General features: G+C 61.6%; 20 protein-coding genes. 9 read left to right on the top strand and 11 right to left on the bottom strand.

Annotated elements, in window-relative coordinates; all coding sequences use genetic code 11:
• Window positions 1-36: 36 nt before the first annotated feature.
• Window positions 37-2,247, bottom strand: a complete 2,211-nt coding sequence (locus SJY08_RS12045) for a methyl-accepting chemotaxis protein (protein WP_377275862.1) — start codon at window positions 2,245-2,247, stop codon at window positions 37-39.
• 311 nt (window positions 2,248-2,558) lie between these two features.
• On the opposite strand from SJY08_RS12045, the gene SJY08_RS12040 reads away from it, so the two are divergent.
• On the top strand, window positions 2,559-3,377 hold the full coding sequence (locus SJY08_RS12040) for a L,D-transpeptidase (protein ID WP_054151137.1): 819 nt from the start codon (window positions 2,559-2,561) through the stop codon (window positions 3,375-3,377).
• Window positions 3,378-3,534: 157 nt separating this feature from the next.
• The gene (locus SJY08_RS12035) at window positions 3,535-4,245 is read left to right on the top strand and encodes a L,D-transpeptidase (protein ID WP_054151136.1); all 711 of its coding nucleotides are present in this window, start codon (window positions 3,535-3,537) and stop codon (window positions 4,243-4,245) included.
• 109 nt (window positions 4,246-4,354) lie between these two features.
• On the opposite strand, the gene SJY08_RS12030 is transcribed toward SJY08_RS12035, so the two are convergent.
• The 5 genes from SJY08_RS12030 to SJY08_RS12010 form a co-directional block, all read right to left on the bottom strand.
• Window positions 4,355-4,759, bottom strand: coding sequence for a host attachment family protein (locus tag SJY08_RS12030; RefSeq protein ID WP_377275859.1), 405 nt, complete (start codon window positions 4,757-4,759; stop codon window positions 4,355-4,357).
• Window positions 4,760-4,890: 131 nt separating this feature from the next.
• On the bottom strand, window positions 4,891-5,256 hold the full coding sequence (locus SJY08_RS12025; RefSeq protein ID WP_377275857.1) for a hypothetical protein: 366 nt from the start codon (window positions 5,254-5,256) through the stop codon (window positions 4,891-4,893).
• A complete protein-coding gene (bla, locus tag SJY08_RS12020; RefSeq protein WP_377275855.1) occupies window positions 5,253-6,149 on the bottom strand; it encodes a class A beta-lactamase in 897 nt (298 codons plus the stop codon). Before bla ends, SJY08_RS12025 begins: the two co-directional genes overlap by 4 nt.
• Before the next feature lie 83 nt (window positions 6,150-6,232).
• The gene (locus SJY08_RS12015) at window positions 6,233-7,573 is read right to left on the bottom strand and encodes a DUF2254 domain-containing protein (protein ID WP_377275853.1); all 1,341 of its coding nucleotides are present in this window, start codon (window positions 7,571-7,573) and stop codon (window positions 6,233-6,235) included.
• 84 nt (window positions 7,574-7,657) lie between these two features.
• Window positions 7,658-8,119: a MarR family winged helix-turn-helix transcriptional regulator gene (locus tag SJY08_RS12010; protein WP_054151132.1), complete on the bottom strand. Its 462-nt coding sequence runs from the start codon at window positions 8,117-8,119 to the stop codon at window positions 7,658-7,660.
• A gap of 144 nt (window positions 8,120-8,263) precedes the next feature.
• Here SJY08_RS12010 and SJY08_RS12005 point away from each other — a divergent pair, with 144 nt between their 5' ends.
• Entirely contained in the window at window positions 8,264-8,686 is a 423-nt protein-coding gene (locus tag SJY08_RS12005; RefSeq protein WP_054151131.1) for an organic hydroperoxide resistance protein, read from the top strand.
• Window positions 8,687-8,912: 226 nt separating this feature from the next.
• The gene (locus SJY08_RS12000; RefSeq protein ID WP_054151130.1) at window positions 8,913-9,125 is read left to right on the top strand and encodes a hypothetical protein; all 213 of its coding nucleotides are present in this window, start codon (window positions 8,913-8,915) and stop codon (window positions 9,123-9,125) included.
• An 8-nt stretch (window positions 9,126-9,133) separates the two neighbouring features.
• Here the strand turns inward: SJY08_RS12000 and SJY08_RS11995 are convergent, their stop codons facing one another.
• On the bottom strand, window positions 9,134-9,580 hold the full coding sequence (locus tag SJY08_RS11995; RefSeq protein WP_069041873.1) for a MarR family winged helix-turn-helix transcriptional regulator: 447 nt from the start codon (window positions 9,578-9,580) through the stop codon (window positions 9,134-9,136).
• 50 nt (window positions 9,581-9,630) lie between these two features.
• Between SJY08_RS11995 and SJY08_RS11990 the strand changes: the two genes are divergently transcribed.
• The 3 genes from SJY08_RS11990 to SJY08_RS11980 are packed head-to-tail and all read left to right on the top strand — an operon-like array spanning window position 9,631 to window position 11,670.
• Window positions 9,631-10,362 carry a DUF899 domain-containing protein gene (locus SJY08_RS11990; RefSeq protein ID WP_377275850.1) on the top strand — a complete coding sequence of 244 codons (732 nt, stop codon included), beginning with the start codon at window positions 9,631-9,633 and terminating at the stop codon, window positions 10,360-10,362.
• A 10-nt stretch (window positions 10,363-10,372) separates the two neighbouring features.
• A complete protein-coding gene (locus SJY08_RS11985; RefSeq protein WP_377275848.1) occupies window positions 10,373-10,864 on the top strand; it encodes a DUF1579 domain-containing protein in 492 nt (163 codons plus the stop codon).
• Between the two features lie 29 nt (window positions 10,865-10,893).
• Window positions 10,894-11,670, top strand: coding sequence for a VOC family protein (locus SJY08_RS11980; RefSeq protein WP_377275846.1), 777 nt, complete (start codon window positions 10,894-10,896; stop codon window positions 11,668-11,670).
• A 75-nt stretch (window positions 11,671-11,745) separates the two neighbouring features.
• On the opposite strand, the gene SJY08_RS11975 is transcribed toward SJY08_RS11980, so the two are convergent.
• From SJY08_RS11975 to SJY08_RS11960, 4 genes are all read right to left on the bottom strand, one after another.
• Window positions 11,746-11,973 carry a hypothetical protein gene (locus SJY08_RS11975; RefSeq protein WP_006727163.1) on the bottom strand — a complete coding sequence of 76 codons (228 nt, stop codon included), beginning with the start codon at window positions 11,971-11,973 and terminating at the stop codon, window positions 11,746-11,748.
• A 132-nt stretch (window positions 11,974-12,105) separates the two neighbouring features.
• On the bottom strand, window positions 12,106-12,342 hold the full coding sequence (gene rpsU / locus SJY08_RS11970; protein ID WP_054151125.1) for a 30S ribosomal protein S21: 237 nt from the start codon (window positions 12,340-12,342) through the stop codon (window positions 12,106-12,108).
• Window positions 12,343-12,582: 240 nt separating this feature from the next.
• Window positions 12,583-12,792, bottom strand: a complete 210-nt coding sequence (locus SJY08_RS11965) for a cold-shock protein (RefSeq protein ID WP_006727165.1) — start codon at window positions 12,790-12,792, stop codon at window positions 12,583-12,585.
• Window positions 12,793-12,804: 12 nt separating this feature from the next.
• On the bottom strand, window positions 12,805-13,149 hold the full coding sequence (locus SJY08_RS11960) for a hypothetical protein (RefSeq protein WP_377275843.1): 345 nt from the start codon (window positions 13,147-13,149) through the stop codon (window positions 12,805-12,807).
• Between the two features lie 105 nt (window positions 13,150-13,254).
• Between SJY08_RS11960 and SJY08_RS11955 the strand changes: the two genes are divergently transcribed.
• Together SJY08_RS11955 and SJY08_RS11950 are read left to right on the top strand one after the other, a co-directional pair.
• On the top strand, window positions 13,255-13,746 hold the full coding sequence (locus SJY08_RS11955; RefSeq protein WP_377275841.1) for a histidine kinase: 492 nt from the start codon (window positions 13,255-13,257) through the stop codon (window positions 13,744-13,746).
• Window positions 13,747-14,061: 315 nt separating this feature from the next.
• Window positions 14,062-15,111 (top strand): fatty acid desaturase, encoded by a 1,050-nt coding sequence (locus SJY08_RS11950; protein ID WP_069041868.1) that lies wholly within the window; start codon window positions 14,062-14,064, stop codon window positions 15,109-15,111.
• Window positions 15,112-15,113 lie beyond the last annotated feature (2 nt).

Genomic DNA, 15,113 nt, shown 5'->3' with positions numbered 1-15,113 from the left:
CCGGGGTCTTGTCTTGCAGGATAGCTTTTGGGTCGATCAGGCCGCGTAGCGCTGGGCGTTACCGTCCTTCTGGACCTTGAAGCGCGCGACAAGCGATCGTAGATGCGCGGTCTCTTCGGCAAGCTTTGCGGTGCTGGCGGCGGCTTCTTCCACCATCGCCGCATTCTGCTGGGTCATCTGGTCCATCTGGTTGACGGCCATGTTGACCTCGGCGAGACCCGTCGACTGCTCCTGGGCGGCCGTTGCGATCGAGGTCACCTGGCTCGCAATACCGACAACCTTCGTCTGGATGTCGCTCAGCGCCTGGCCGGTTGAGCCGACGAGGTCGACGCCTGTCCGCACCTCCTGCGAGGACTTGGTGATCAGCGTCTTGATGTCCTTGGCAGCCGTTGCCGAACGCTGGGCGAGTTCGCGCACTTCCTGGGCGACGACGGCAAAACCCTTGCCCGCTTCGCCGGCCCGCGCCGCTTCAACGCCGGCATTCAAGGCCAGAAGGTTGGTCTGGAAGGCGATTTCGTCGATCACGTTGATGATCTGCGAGATTTCCTTCGAGGCCTGTTCGATCCGGCTCATCGCCGACGTCGCCTCGCCGACCACGCCGGAAGAAGCCTCTGCGAACTGCCGGGCTTCCGTCACCATCTTGCTCGAATCCTGCGCCCGCTCAGTCGAGGTCTTGACGGCGACCGTGATTTCCTCAAGCGCCGAAGAGGTTTCCTCCAGCGAGGCGGCCTGGTTCTCGGTGCGGCGCGACAGGTCATTCGAGGCCTGGCGGATCTCGTCGGCGCCACCATTGATCGCATCGGCCGACTGGCGAACCTGCTGCATCAGGTTGCGCAGGCTGGCCATGGCCTCGTTCACATTCGTCTGCAAGCTGGCAAAGACGCCTTGATAGTGTCCTTCCATGCTCTCGGTCAGGTCGCCCTGGGCAAGCGCGGAGATCACCCTGCCGGTCTCGGCGATGCCGGCATCGACGGATTGAACCAGCGTGTTGACGTTGGCGGCGAAACGGTCGAGGTCCGGATTGTCGTAGCGCTTGGTGATGCGACGGGTGAAGTCGCCGGCAACGGCGGCATCGACCACGGTCGCAATGTTCGACTGCAGGTCGGCATTCTTCTCCTGCAGGGCTGCTTCCTGGGCCGCGATGTCACGGATCTTGATGGCGTTCTGCTTGAAGACGTCGACGGCCTTGGCCATCAGCCCGATTTCGCTTCTGTGGTCGAGGCCGGGAACGACGGTATCGAGCTTGTTGTCGGCGAGCGCACCCATGGCGCCGGTAATCTGGCCAATCGGCTGCGTGATGCTGCGCGCAATGAAGAAGGCGATGAAACCGGCCATGAAGAGGCCGACGGCCGCGAGCGTGCTGCCGATCACGACGGCGGTCTCCATCGTCGACTGGATGTTCGGCCCCAGCGTGTCCTGTTGCTTCTTCAGGTCTAGCTTGAGCTGCTCCACCGATTTCGATAGCTGATCCCCGGCGACGTTCATCGTCTCGCTGATCAACTGGTTCCGGCTCTTGATCACCTCATATACCGACCGGATGGCGGCTTCGTAGGTCGCCAATTCGGTCGCAAGCCTGTCGAGCGTAGCAGTCGCGGCGGGATCGGTCGAACTCGCTTTGATTTCTGCGACTTCCTCACGCGCCTTTTCGGCAAACGTCTTGGCGTTTTCGAATGCGTCATCGCTGTTGTTCAGCAGGAACTTGTTGGTTCCCAGACGGAGGCTGCTGATGTCATACTTCAATCGTTCGAGCGTAGCGACCGCCTCGACGTTCCCGGAGGTCGCAACAGACTCGCTGATTGCCTCCAGTTCCGCGGCCATCTTCGGCCCGAGTGTGTCGAGCGTTCCGTCCACGAGTTCTTCGCGCTGGGTCTGCAGCGTCACGACCTTGTCGAAGCCCTGCGCATAGGTGTCGATGATGCCGTGGTAGCCGGAAACGGCCGTTTTTGCCGTGTCGCTCAGCTTATAGCTCAGCATGGTGTCGACCGATGCCTTTGTCGTCGCAAGCCGCGTCGTTACATCCTGCTTCAGTTCGTCCGAAGGGTCGGCGCGAAACTTGCGGAAGGCGAGCCGCGCTTCCAGCATATTGGCCTGGATACGGCCCGCCTCGTTCGTCTGCCTCGCGCTCTCGCGATATTCCGCGAATGACGCCTCGTTGCTGAGGTTTGAATAGACGCCGGCCCCGGCGATGACGCCGAGCACGACCAGCACCGACCCAAAGCCCAGATAGATCTTGCTGCCAATCTTCATGTTGTGAAGCACGTTCGTTCGCCCTGCCCAGATGTGAAATGTTGAACGGATCGTGATCGAGACGCCTTAAAAAGTTATGAAACACTAATATCTGCAATACTAAAAATCATAGTTGCGTGCCGATCTGAAGGGGAAATACGACTTCCGGTAAAAGTCTAGCCGAAGCAATTCCCCATATGCGGGCACCACAACGTCACAGCTCCAATTCGGGGGGGCAACATGACGGCGCACGCAAGTCACCCCCGGTCATAAGCTTCGCGCCAGCCGCAGCTGACAGGGTGCCGGCAACGATGTCAGTGAATCGGTGCAGCATGTTGAAGCCTCTCCCGTCCGGCCCGGCCTCCCTCCTGTCGAAGCGGCTCTTGTCGCTCGGCCTCGGTACGGCTCTTGTCGGCTCGCTGTCGGGCTGCATACTGATGACCGATACCAGCCGCATGAACATCGAGGTCTTCCAGGATGAGGTGGCCCCGGTCTGGTACGATCCAGCCCGCACGCCGCCGGCCGCCGACCAGAGCGCACCGCAAAAGCGCGACCTTTACCGCACCCAGTTCCACCAGACCTATGGTCTGCCGGTCTCCAACCCGCTGCATCGGACGCTCTACGGTGTGATGGTCGATGACGGCCACACGCTTCCCGCCATCCCGCTCGACCGCGTACGCTCCGACATGCTGCGCCAGGAGGTGAGCTACCAGTCGACGGAAGCCCCGGGCACCATCGTCGTCGATACCAGGGCGCACTACCTCTATCTCGTCCAGCCGAACGGCAAGGCGATCCGCTACGGCGTCGGGCTCGGCCGTGACGGTTATGCCTGGTCGGGCCGGGGCGTGATCCAGCGCAAGGCGAAATGGCCGCACTGGACGCCGACCGACAACATGGTCGAGAACAATCCCAACCTCAGACCCGTTTCCGCAGCCCGCGGCGGTCTGGTCGCAGGCCTCAACAATCCCCTCGGCGCGCGTGCGCTCTACATCTATCAGGACGGCAAGGATACGCTCTACCGTGTCCACGGCACGCCGGACTGGCAGTCGGTCGGCAAGGCAACCTCTTCGGGCTGCGTGCGCATGTTCAATCAGGATGTCATCGACCTCTTTGATCGCGTGCCCGACAACACCCCGATTGTTGTCATTTAGCGACACTCATTTGCGACCTTGGCCCTCTCTCCAAAACGTGAGGGGGTGGTAGCGTTGCTTTAATTGAACCTTTCCTGTTTGCATCGCATCATCGCGGAACAAAGCGCACCTCCCAGCGTCTTCATCCGCAGAACTGCTACAGGAAACTCATACCTAAATGTCCTCTACACCCAATTTGACCCGCCGTTCGCTTCTGTCCCTGACAGGCCTCGGCGCGGCATCCCTGCTGGCCAGCTGCACGACCTCCTCCCGTCCGCTTCCGCCGGGTACCCGTCTGGAAGGCCCCGTTGTGCCGGCCGCGCCGAGTGGCCGCACCCCTGAACTCGATGCCATGTATGGCGAGGTTTATGACGGCGGCTACGTCATTCCGGCCGTCCCCTACTGGCGCATTCCGGAGCGCTTCTACCGCCAGCAGGTGATCGATCCCACCGGCGAAGCCCCCGGCACCGTTGTCGTCGATACCCCGAACCGCTTTCTCTACCTCGTCGAGCGTGGCGGAACCGCCATGCGCTATGGTGTCGGCATTGGTCGCGACGGTTTTGCCTGGGGTGGCGCAGGCGTCATCCAGTGGCGCCAGAAGTGGCCGAAATGGACCCCGCCGGACGAAATGATCGCCCGTCAGCCGGAACTGGAGAAATACTCGGTCCGCAACGGCGGCAAGCCCGGCGGCCTCGACAATCCGCTGGGTGCACGTGCGCTTTACATCTTCCAGAATGGTCAGGACACGCTCTACCGTCTGCACGGTTCGCCGGAATGGAGCTCCATCGGCAAGGCCGTCTCCTCCGGCTGCGTCCGTCTGATGAACCAGGACATCATCGATCTCTACGAACGCGTGCCGACAAAGGCAAAGATCGTCGTCCGCCAGTAACCGGCGTTCTTGATCGGATCGCGCGCGGCAATCACCGCAAGAAGACAGAAGGCCCCGCCGGTGACGGCGGGGCCTGTTTGCATTGCGGGGTCTCGAATGCGCGTCGAGATCAGGCGGCTTCAAGCGCCTTTTCGATCTCCTGAACCGTGTGGCCGGTCAGGTCCTTGTCGAGTTCGCCGACCAGCACCGCGGAGAGCTGCTTGTGGTAGCTCTTGCGCATCTCGCCGAGCGTCCGCGGCGCAGCAACGATCACGAGGCTCTTGATCTTGCCGTCGAGCACCTGCTTGTTCAGCATTTCGGTGACACCGTTGCTGAAGCCGTCCTCGTCCTGCTGGCTGTCGTCGGGATTGGCGGCGCTGCTGGAATGGCGGGCGCCGGATGGGATTTTCGAACCGTCGATTTCTTCGGACGGAATGGCCTTCAGCTTGATATCAAGAGCATTCCCTTCGTTCTGGAAGAGGCTCAGCTTCTCGCCGTCGGCAACGGCAATCACGGCATTCTGCGGTACTTGCATGGGCATTCTCCTTGATGGTCTGTGCGGCGCTCGCTTGGAGGTGTCGTCACCGCAGTTGACCGAAGGACAACCCTTCGCGTGCAGATCGGTTCCTCGTTCCACCCGCCGGCCGAGGGGCGGATTGACGCGGCTTATTCCCGACAGCGAAATGGGCTGAACGAGCTCGCAGCACCCGCATTCATGCTGGCGATGGTCAGACCATTGGCAACCTCGATGTCGGCCTCCGTCTGCGGACAGGCATCGACATCGGCAAGACAGCCGCTGTCGATGAATGCCTGGTTCCGGACCAGGAATATGTCCGAAACGCCCTCGCGTCCGACATGGTCGAGGATCTCGGCAAAGGCCTGCCGGTAGACGTCGCATTTCTTCCGCTGCCAGTCCGACCGTGCTTCTGCCGTGGTGCCGGCTTCCTGCGCCATGGCATGCGTGCCGGGCGCCATCAGTGTCGTTGCCAGCGACAGCGTGAAAGCCAGACGGACGATCGTCCGACCAGTCATCGCGCAAACTCTTCAAAGACCGCTTCACCGATCTCGGCAATCGCCGCGTCCCGCGTCTTCAGCGGATGTTTCCTGCCGTCCATGTAGATCGCGACGACGAGCGGCGCGCCTTTCGGAGGGCGCAGGAGCGCCACCACCCCACGCGTGCCATGCCCGCCCGCACCGCCGCGGTCGGCGATCGTCCAGCCCTTTGGCAGCGTGGCCCGAAGCAGGCCGCCGGCCACGGCATTCGCCGCCATCCAGGCTTCCAGCTGGTCGCGGGCGGCAGGGGCAAGCGCGCCGTCCAGCAACAGCCGGTGAAGCGTCTGCGCCATCGCCTCCGGTGTCGTCGTGTCGCGCGGGTCGCCGGGTTTCGCCTCGTTGACCTCTGGCTCATAACGGTCGAGCCGCGTGGTCGCATCGCCGATGCCGCGCAGGAAGCCTGTCACTTCGGCCGGCCCGCCGAGCACTTTGAGGATCGCATTGGCGGCGGCATTGTCACTGGTCCGCAGCGTGATCTCGCAGAGTTCTCGCGTGGAGAGGCTCGTGCCGACCCGCGTCTCCGTCACCGGCGAATGCGGTCGCAGGTCCGCTTTTGTGATGCGTGTCGTCTGCTCGAGAACCGCATCGCCACCCGACAGGGCTGCCGCGCAGGCGAGCGACTTGAAGGTGCTTGCCATGGCGAAGCGCTCATCGTCCCGGTAGGCGACGACTGCGCCGCTGCCCGTATCGATGACCGAAAGCCCGACCCGCATGCCGAGCTTCTGCTCCACGCGCTTGGCCGCCGCGACGATCTGGCCTTCGGCAGCCTGCCCGGACGCTGGCATAGCTATGCCCAGGAGCATCAGCGGCAGAACGAGAAGCTGGATTTGGGCGGTGATACAGCGAGCGGTAAGGGTTCTCGATGGTGTCATGCGAATCTCTCCTTCTGCTGCCTGCATCGGGGGCAATCAAGGCATCAGGGAGGCGCGCGGCAGGAGAGGCGGAGGGCCAGCGATCAAGCCGGATTGTCAGCCGCCGCCGTCTCGATCGCGGCCAGAACCTGCCGAGTTTCGCTGAGATAGGCTTGCATGGACGACTTGTCGTGCTCGATGGAATGGCATTCCTCGACCGTCTGTTCCAGCGCCGCCAACTGCTCCCTCAGCGCATCTGCCTGGTCGGGTGAGCGGACGGAATGGGCGAGGTCCGCGAGCCGGGCGGCAATCCGCATCAGCACGAGCGGCTGGTCGGCGCCCGCCTGGCGGATCGATCGGAAGCCGGTGTTGAGCATGCGGCGATAGTCGGAACGGCTGACGATCAGACGCAGCACTCCATCGTCATCGTGATACTGCCGATAGGGCAGGGGGCGCTGCTGCACCGCCTCGAAGGAGGCCGCCAGCCGGTCGACCACGGCGACTGCTGTGAAGGGGTCGTTGATCCCCGGCGAAAGGGCCCGAACCGCGATCTCGGTCAGCTGTCGTATGCTGAATTCGAGGTCCTGTGCGGTGGTGTTCTGCAGCCCGATGGTGAAGCAGGCACGCAAGGCTGCGATCGTCTCGTCGTCGATCTCAGTCCCTTCGCCGGTGTCTCCGGTAAAAATCGTGAAATGATCGCCTTCCGCCAACAGATACTGACCGGCCCTCACGGCCACGTCGATCCGCAGATCCTTTTCTACCGCGATGCGGGTCAACGCGGCATAATCAATCACCTGTACGTGCCCGACCGTCCTTAATGCCACCGGCTGACCTATGCCCGCAAAACGGGCAGCCTCTTCGACATGTTTCGTCGGTTCGCCGGGCAAAACCTCATCAAGGGTCACCAGCAGATTGCGATGCAGAGCCTGCACCATGTTGTCGGCGATGATCAGCCGCGCCACCTTGTGAATGTAGAACAAGAGCGACATCAGGCAGATCACGGTCAGCAGGCTGCCGACCGTGATCGCCAGATGCGGAACGCCGTCTTTGCCCAGCGTGTCGGAAATCATCCGCAAAACGAGGATGAGGTAGAGGATCGTGCCAATGAACAGGCCGAGCACGGCCTGGATCTGCCGGTCGGCCATGAAGTGGGAAATCAGTCGCGGCCCGAGCTGGTTGGCCGCAAGCGTCAGGATGACGAAGGTCACGGAGACAACGAGCGACGTCATCGTCATCAACCCGGACAACAGGCTGCTCAGCAGTTGCCGCGCTGTCTCGGCCTCGCCGCTATAAAGCCACCATCCCGCGCTCACGACATCGGGCCCCAGAAGGTGTCCATAGCTGATTAGCAGTATGGCGAGTAGGGCCGAAAGGCCCGAAAAGATGAGAGGCAGAAGCCATAGCTTGCCACTGACGATATCGAAAAGATTGCGCGCCTTGTCCATTGTTCCACAACGTACAAGGCGGCAGTTTGCTCCGTAACCAAGAGTGAGAATCAGACAAGCTGTCGAGGCTCAAGGAGCGCTTTTTCAGGATCGGTTCTCCTCGATCGCCTCGAGATGGCCTTTCAGCCGCTTGAGACTGTCACGCAGGCTCTCGATCTCGGCAATGTCGCAGCCGATCTGGTTGCCGATCGTCGAAAAGACTTCGAGCGCTCGACCCTTCAGGGCGCGCCCTTCCTCGGTGAGCGTGATGAACACCACGCGTTCGTCGGCCGCATCCCGGCGGCGCGAGACGTAATGGATCTGTTCGAGCCGCTTCAGAAGCGGCGACAGCGTGCCGGAATCCAGGCCGACCTTTTCACCCAGCGCCTTCACCGAGAGATCGTCCTCCTCCCACAGCGCCATCATCACCACATATTGCGGATAGGTCAGTCCTAGAGGCGTGAGCAATGGCTTGTAGGCGCGCGTGAAGGCATGTGCGGCGCCGTAGAGCGCAAAGCACAGCTGCTTGTCCAGCCTCAGTTCCTTTTCCAGCGTTTCGTCATCCATAGCCCTTGATGAACCCCTTTCGGCATCTATTGTTTCCACAGTGACCAAAACTGGTGCACATTTCAATGCGCAAAAAACAATTGCGCGCAATTCAATTGTCCACTATATAGAAATTCACCAACCGCAAAACAAGGAGAACATCCAATGGCTATTCTTTACACCGCACACGGACATGCCACCGGCGGCCGCTCCGGTCATGGCGCCTCCGACAATGGCGTCCTCGATGTCACGCTCACCACCCCGAAGGAACTCGGCGGCGACGGCGCAACCGGCACCAATCCCGAGCAGCTCTTTGCTGTCGGCTATTCAGCCTGCTTCCTCGGCGCGTTGAAGGCTGTTGCCGGCAAGGAAAAGGTGAAGATCCCGGAAAACGCCAAGGTCCACGCCGAAGTCGGTATCGGCCCGCGCGAAGACGGCACTGGCTTCGGCATCGAAGTGAAGCTTTCGGTCGAGATCCCCGGCATGGAGCGCGAGCTGGCCGAGAAGCTGGTTGCGGCCGCCCACATCGTCTGCCCCTACAGCCACGCCATGCGCACCTCGACCGAAGTTCCGGTCTCGGTCATCTGATCGGTCTCAATTGAGATATCCACCGCCCGAAGGCCGGCCTCGCGCCGGCCTTTTTCATGTCCGCGTCGCATGCTCTTGAGCCGCGTCCATTGTCCGGGCCGGGCGCCGTCACTGCGCCGGTGCCAATCGCAACCGCCAGTCCAGCGGAAAGCGCAATAAGCGCGGAGGGGAACCCTTTGCCCTTGTTCCCGGTTGGACCTCGATACCCGCAATCGAGGACGAAACCATGCAAACCACCACAGCCAATGCAATCTATGAGGATCATCGCCTGTCGCCGGATCTTCCGGTCAACGAGGTGACCCGTCACGAGATTCGCCGCAGCTACCCGGCATCCGCCTTCCGCGGGCCGCTGTTCGAGGGCCGCGACCGTGTGGCGCTCGCCATGGCGACAGTCATGTTGATCGGTCCGCTGGTCGCCCTGCCGCTTGGCCTCGGCTGAGGCAGCCGTCAGGCACTGACCTCCAGCAGTCCGCGGCGAAGGATCGCGGGGTCGGCCTGCATGCCGGCCTCGATCTCGCCATGCAGATCGGTCCAGATCGGCACGGCGCTTGAGAGCGTACGCGCACCTTCCTCCGTCAGCCGCAGCCGCTTGCCGCGCTTGTCCTTCGGATCCGGCTCGATCGATACCCAACCGCGCGCCGAAAGCGGCTTCAGCGCCGCCGTCAGCGTGGTGCGATCCATGGCCAGAAGTCTGGCAACAGGCCCCATGGGCGGCGGTTCCGGCCGGTTCAGCGCCATCATCAGGGAGAATTGCTGGTTGGTGAGCCCGACCGGCTTCAGTGCTAGATCGAAGCGACGAGCGAGCGCGCGCGCCGCGCGCTGGGCATGCAGGCAAAGGCAGGTATCTTTGACGTGGATGGTCGTGGCGTAAGGAATCAGGGGCATGTTTGACATGGACTAAATATGTTGATATCAACCTAATTGTCAAGAGGAGGATCGGGAAAATGGAATATTCGGTTGTTTCGCGGGAAGAATGGTTGGAGGCCCGCAAAACCTTGCTTCAGCAGGAAAAAGAACTGACCCGTCAGCGCGACCGGGTGAATGCCGCGCGCCTCGCCTTGCCCTGGGTGCGGATGGAGAAGGACTACCGCTTCCAGTCGCCATCGGGCGAGAAAACGCTTGCCGACCTGTTCGATGGTCGCAGCCAGCTGATGATTAACCATTTCATGTTTCATCCTGATTGGGAGGCCGGCTGCGAGGGCTGCTCCTTCTTCGCCGATCATATCGACGGCATGTTGCCGCATCTCAACAATCACGACGTGACCCTCGTCACCGTCTCCCGCGCGCCGCTCGAAAAGATCGAGGCCTATAAGCGCCGCATGAACTGGCATTTCCCCTGGGTCTCGTCCGCAGGCAGCGACTTCAACTACGATTTCCACGTCTCCTTCACCAAGGAGGAGCTCGCCTCCGGCGCGGTGAACTACAACTTCCGCGAAACGCCGAGCGACCGGGCCTTCGACGAACTGCCGGGCTTGTCCGCCTTCTACCGCAACGACAAGGGCGAGATCTTCCACACCTATTCGCAATATGCCCGGGGCGGGGAGGAGGCGCTGGGCACACTGATGATCCTCGACCACGCGCCGCTCGGCCGCAACGAGACGGGCACGCTGAGTTTCGTCAAGCGCAAGGACGAGTATGTCGCCAAGCCGGCTGAAAAGGCCGGTTGCTGCCACTGAGGAGGGTATCATGGAGTTTGCCAAACCCAGCGAACATCACCGTGTCCTCGACCGGCTGGTCGGCGACTGGCTCTTCCTGACCTCGACCGGGATGGAAGGCTACGACCCCGACGATCCCGAGAAGCGATGGACCGAAAAGATCCGCTCCATCGGCGGCCTCTGGGTGGTCGCGGAAGGTGAGGGCGGGATGGGTACGAAAGGCGGCCGTGCTACCATGATCATGACCCTCGGTTACGATCCGCGCCTCGGCCACTATGTCGGCAGCTGGATTGGGTCGATGATGGACAAGTTCTGGGTCTACAGGGGCTGGCTGGAAGATGACGGTCAGACGCTTGTGCTCGAGGCCGAGGGGCCGAGCATGCAGGACCCCGAACAGACCGAGACCTATCGCGATGTCATCCACTTCGTCGATGATGACACCAGAACCTTCTCGGGCAGCGTTCGCCAACCCGACGGCAGCTTTCACACCTTCATGACCAGCGAAGCAAAACGCATCGGCTGATCGCCGACAGATTGAGAGAGGGACTGCGCATGCATGGCACATTCATCTGGCACGAGCTGATGACCCCCGATCCGGCCGCGGCCAAGGCCTTTTATGGCCCGCTGCTCGGCTGGGAGCCGACCGATATGGAGATGGAGGGCTTTACCTACACCACCTTCGCCGTGTCCGGTTTCCCTTCCGGCGTGGCCGGAATGATGGCATTGACCGAGGACATGAAAGGGCAGGGCATACCGCCCAACTGGACCGGCTATATCGCCGTCGACGATGTCGACAAGACGGCCGCCGAATACGAGTCGAACGGCGGCGCGATCCACCGCCCGCCGGAGGATATCCCCGGCATTGGCCGTTTCGCCGTCGTCGCCGATCCGCAAGGCGCCGTCGTCTGCCTCATGACGCCGAAGATGCCGGATGGTGAAACCGGCAGCTGGTCGACCCCCGGCAGCACCGGCACGGTCGGCTGGAACGAGCTGATGGCCGGTGATTGGGAAAAGGTCTGGGACTTCTACGCCGCCCGATTCGGTTGGGAAAAGGACATGGCAGTCGATATGGGAGATTTGGGGACGTACCAGACCTTCAAGCTCGGCGATCGCGGCATCGGCGGCATGATGAACAAGACGCCTGAGATGCCAATGCCCTATTGGGGCTTCTTTTTCATCGTCCCGGCCATCGATTCGGCGATCGACAGGATGAAGTCTCTCGGCGGGCAGTTGATGTTCGGCCCCCATGAGGTCCCCGGTGGCGCCTGGATCGCAGCCTGCCAGGACCCGCAAGGCGCCTATTTCAATCTGACGGCGGCGAAGAAATGACATGAAAGAAGCCGGGGCAGCATCCGCAGCCCCGGCTTCCTGGAATTTCTGACTTGGTGGTCGTTTGCGCTCGGCTCAGCCGCGCTTCACGGCCTTTTTCACGGCACGCTTCTTCGGTGCAGGGGCCTGCTCGGCTTCGAGCGCTTCACGTTGCATGCGCAGCGCCTTCAGCGTTTCCGTCTTGCGTTCCCGCGCGGTCGCTTCCTGAGCGATCAGCGAACGGGCGACGCTGTCGGTCGTGGCGGCCTTGTCCTGCGGGGAAACCTTTTCGGGCTTGAAGAAGGTCTCTTTGGTGGCGGTCATGTCCGGATCCTTCCTGCAGCCTGGCTGCCTGTCTCGGCATGTCTGGTCCCTGCCCGCGTCGCAAACTGCGTTGCGCCTTCGTGGCGGGGAAGGCGGGTCCGCGCGCCCGAAGGCGCACGGATCATAGCGTCATTAGCGCGTACGCACTGCCTTCTTCGGAGCCGGCAGAAGGCCTTCGCGCTGCATCTTCTTGCGCGCGAGCTTGCGCTGGCGACGAATGGCTTCCGCCTTTTCGCGCACGCGCTTCTCCGACGGCTTTTCAAAGGCGCTGCGGGCCTTCATCTCGCGGAAGAGACCTTCGCGCTGCATCTTCTTCTTCAGCACGCGGAGTGCTTGGTCGACATTGTTGTCACGAACGAGAACTTGCACGGTCGTTTCCTTTCCGGGCGTTGATGCCCGCTTGTTTTCGAGTTTCAAAGGAGGGGATACGACAGGCTAACGCGCCATGCCCCGGCGAAGATCCCGACAAAATCGGGCAAAGATGTGGATCGCGGCTGATGGCTTCGATCACAGGATAAACAAAAAAGGCCGGGCGGAACCCGACCTTCCCTCGCCACTCAGCCCCCTCTGCCGGTAAATCCGTTATCAGCGGGGGCGAGCGACAAATTATTAAGCGGCGCGCAGGTTGTCGGCCGAGCTCTTGCCCGAACGCTTGTCCTGGACGATGTCGTAGCCGATCTTCTGGCCTTCGACGAGGTCGCGCATGCCGGCGCGCTGAACTGCAGAGATGTGGACGAACACGTCGGCAGAGCCTTCATCCGGCTGGATGAAACCAAAACCCTTGGTGCTGTTGAACCACTTTACGGTACCTGTGTTCATAACGATTTCCTTTCAATCGTTGGGCTTGCCGCCGAGACATTCGACGGCTGGTATATCGACGTTGAAGGAAATCTGGCGTGCGCTAAAAGCGCGTAGACAAAGTCGCTCGCAATCTTCGATGCCGGCAATATAGGGAAAGGATGGCGTCGATACAAGCAAAAACCGGAAAACCGCTGTTTCAAGGCTGTTCACGAAGCGAAAGGCGCGCGGGAAGCGGCGGAAAACATTGCAGAAAGCGGCTTTTGCACCGCGGCGAAAAAGTGATGTGGCAAGCCGTGGAATACGCTCCTTCAATATTTCTTCATCATATCGTGAAGGATCGATATTTTTTCCAACGCTGTAGGCCGTTTCAAGCAAAAACAGTACGACTTTCTTGACCTCTGCTTGCTACGACAACGCGCCACCTGCGGCTTGAAAAAGCCACCATCTGGCACGTCTCATCCCTCATCAACGGACCCTCCGATGAACAAGTTTCTCGCTGCAACCACAATCCTCCTGATCACCGCGACCACCGCACTTGCAGGCAGTTTTACCTTCCCCTCCGACGAGCCGGCCGCAACCGTGGAAATCCCCGATGACTGGCAGCCGACCGAGACCGATTACGGCGTCGAGGCGAACTCTCCTGACGCCGGCACCTACATTTCCTTCGACATTGCAGGCGCCGAAGACATGGACCAGGTCATGACCGACGTTTTCGGCTTCCTGGAAGAAAACGGTGTCGTGCCCGATCCGGCGTCTCAGAAAGAATCAAAGGACCAGCTGAACGGCATGCCGTTCGAGACCATCGACTGGAAGGGGACGGACAAGGACGGTCCCGTCTCCATCGGCGTGGGCATCATTGGCCTTTCTGACGAAAAGATCGCCATCGTCACCTACTGGGCATCCACGGAAACCGAAGCCCAGAACATGCCCGAAGTCGGAAAGATCCTCGCAACACTGAAGCCGGCCGGCTGATGAGCGCCGCTCGTCCCTGACCAGAAGACCAGCGTCCCGGTTCACAAGTGTTCCGGGACGCCATGCACAATGCCCGGCGAAATGCCGCAGCCGGACAAGCGACAGTGTTCCATGGCGACAAGGCCTCCATGATCTGATAGGAGGGACCACCCGTTCCAGGAGTGACGGGCGATCTCTAAGTCACGAAAGCCAGCCGACCATGACCATTGCTGCGGGCCTCTCCTTCGGATGCCCCGTGTCGCGCGCCCCGATATCGGGCGTCATTAGCCTCTCTGCCGCCTTCCCCGATCAAACCAACCTTTCGGAGGCCGGCCTGTGAGCGCTGCATTCGATTACCGCGACGATCAAATCGTCGAAGACGAGACCCCTGACGCCAAGGCCTGGCTGAAAATCGTCAATACGTATCGCAAACCGGACCTGACGCGCTCGAGCTTCGAGCTCGGCGTCACGCTCGTGCCCTTCGTCCTGCTCTGGCTCGGTGCCTGGGCAAGCTTCGAATACGCCTTCTGGCCGGGCCTCGTGCTCGTCGTGCCGGCGGCAGCCTTCCTGCTGCGCCTCTTCATCATCCAGCATGACTGCGGCCACGGCGCCTTCTTCGCCCGTCGCTCGATCGACGACTGGACCGGTCGCCTGCTCGGCGTCCTGACCTTTACGCCCTACGACTACTGGCGCCGGGCCCATGCCGAACACCATGCGACCGCCGGCAATCTCGAGGAACGTGGCGTCGGCGACATCACCACGCTGACGGTTGCCGAATACAAGGCCCTGTCCCCGATGGGCCGCCTCGGCTATCGCCTCTATCGCAATCCGGTCGTGCTCTTCGGCATCGGCCCGATCTGGGTCTTCCTTTTGAAGCAGCGTCTGCCCTTCGGCATGATGAAGGACGGCGCTCTGCCCTGGGTCTCCACCATGGCAACGAATGCCGGGATGGTCATCATGGCGGCGCTGATGATCTGGCTTGCCGGCCTCGATGCTTTCCTCATCGTGCATCTGCCGATCGTGCTGCTCGCCGGCGCATTGGGCATCTGGCTCTTCTACGTCCAGCACCAGTTCGAAGACACCCATTGGTCCAACCCTCCGGAGTGGCAGTTCCAGCACGCCGCTCTCCACGGCGCCTCGCACTACGATCTGCCCTGGGGCCTGCGCTGGCTGACCGGCCATATCGGCGTGCACCATGTGCATCACCTGTCGAGCAAGATCCCCTTCTACCGTCTGCCGGAAGTCCTGCGCGATCATCCGGAGCTGAAGACCATCAGCCGCATCACGCTGATGCAAAGCTTCGCCTGCGTGAAGTTGGTTCTCTGGGACGAAGCCCGCGGTCGTCTGGTGTCGTTCCGGGAAGCCAGGCGGATGGCGGTCGCCTGAAC

It is taken from the genome of Rhizobium sp. R86522, from assembly GCF_042466255.1.
In the GTDB taxonomy this organism is placed as follows: domain Bacteria; phylum Pseudomonadota; class Alphaproteobacteria; order Rhizobiales; family Rhizobiaceae; genus Allorhizobium.
This window is presented reverse-complemented; position numbering and strand designations above follow the sequence as displayed.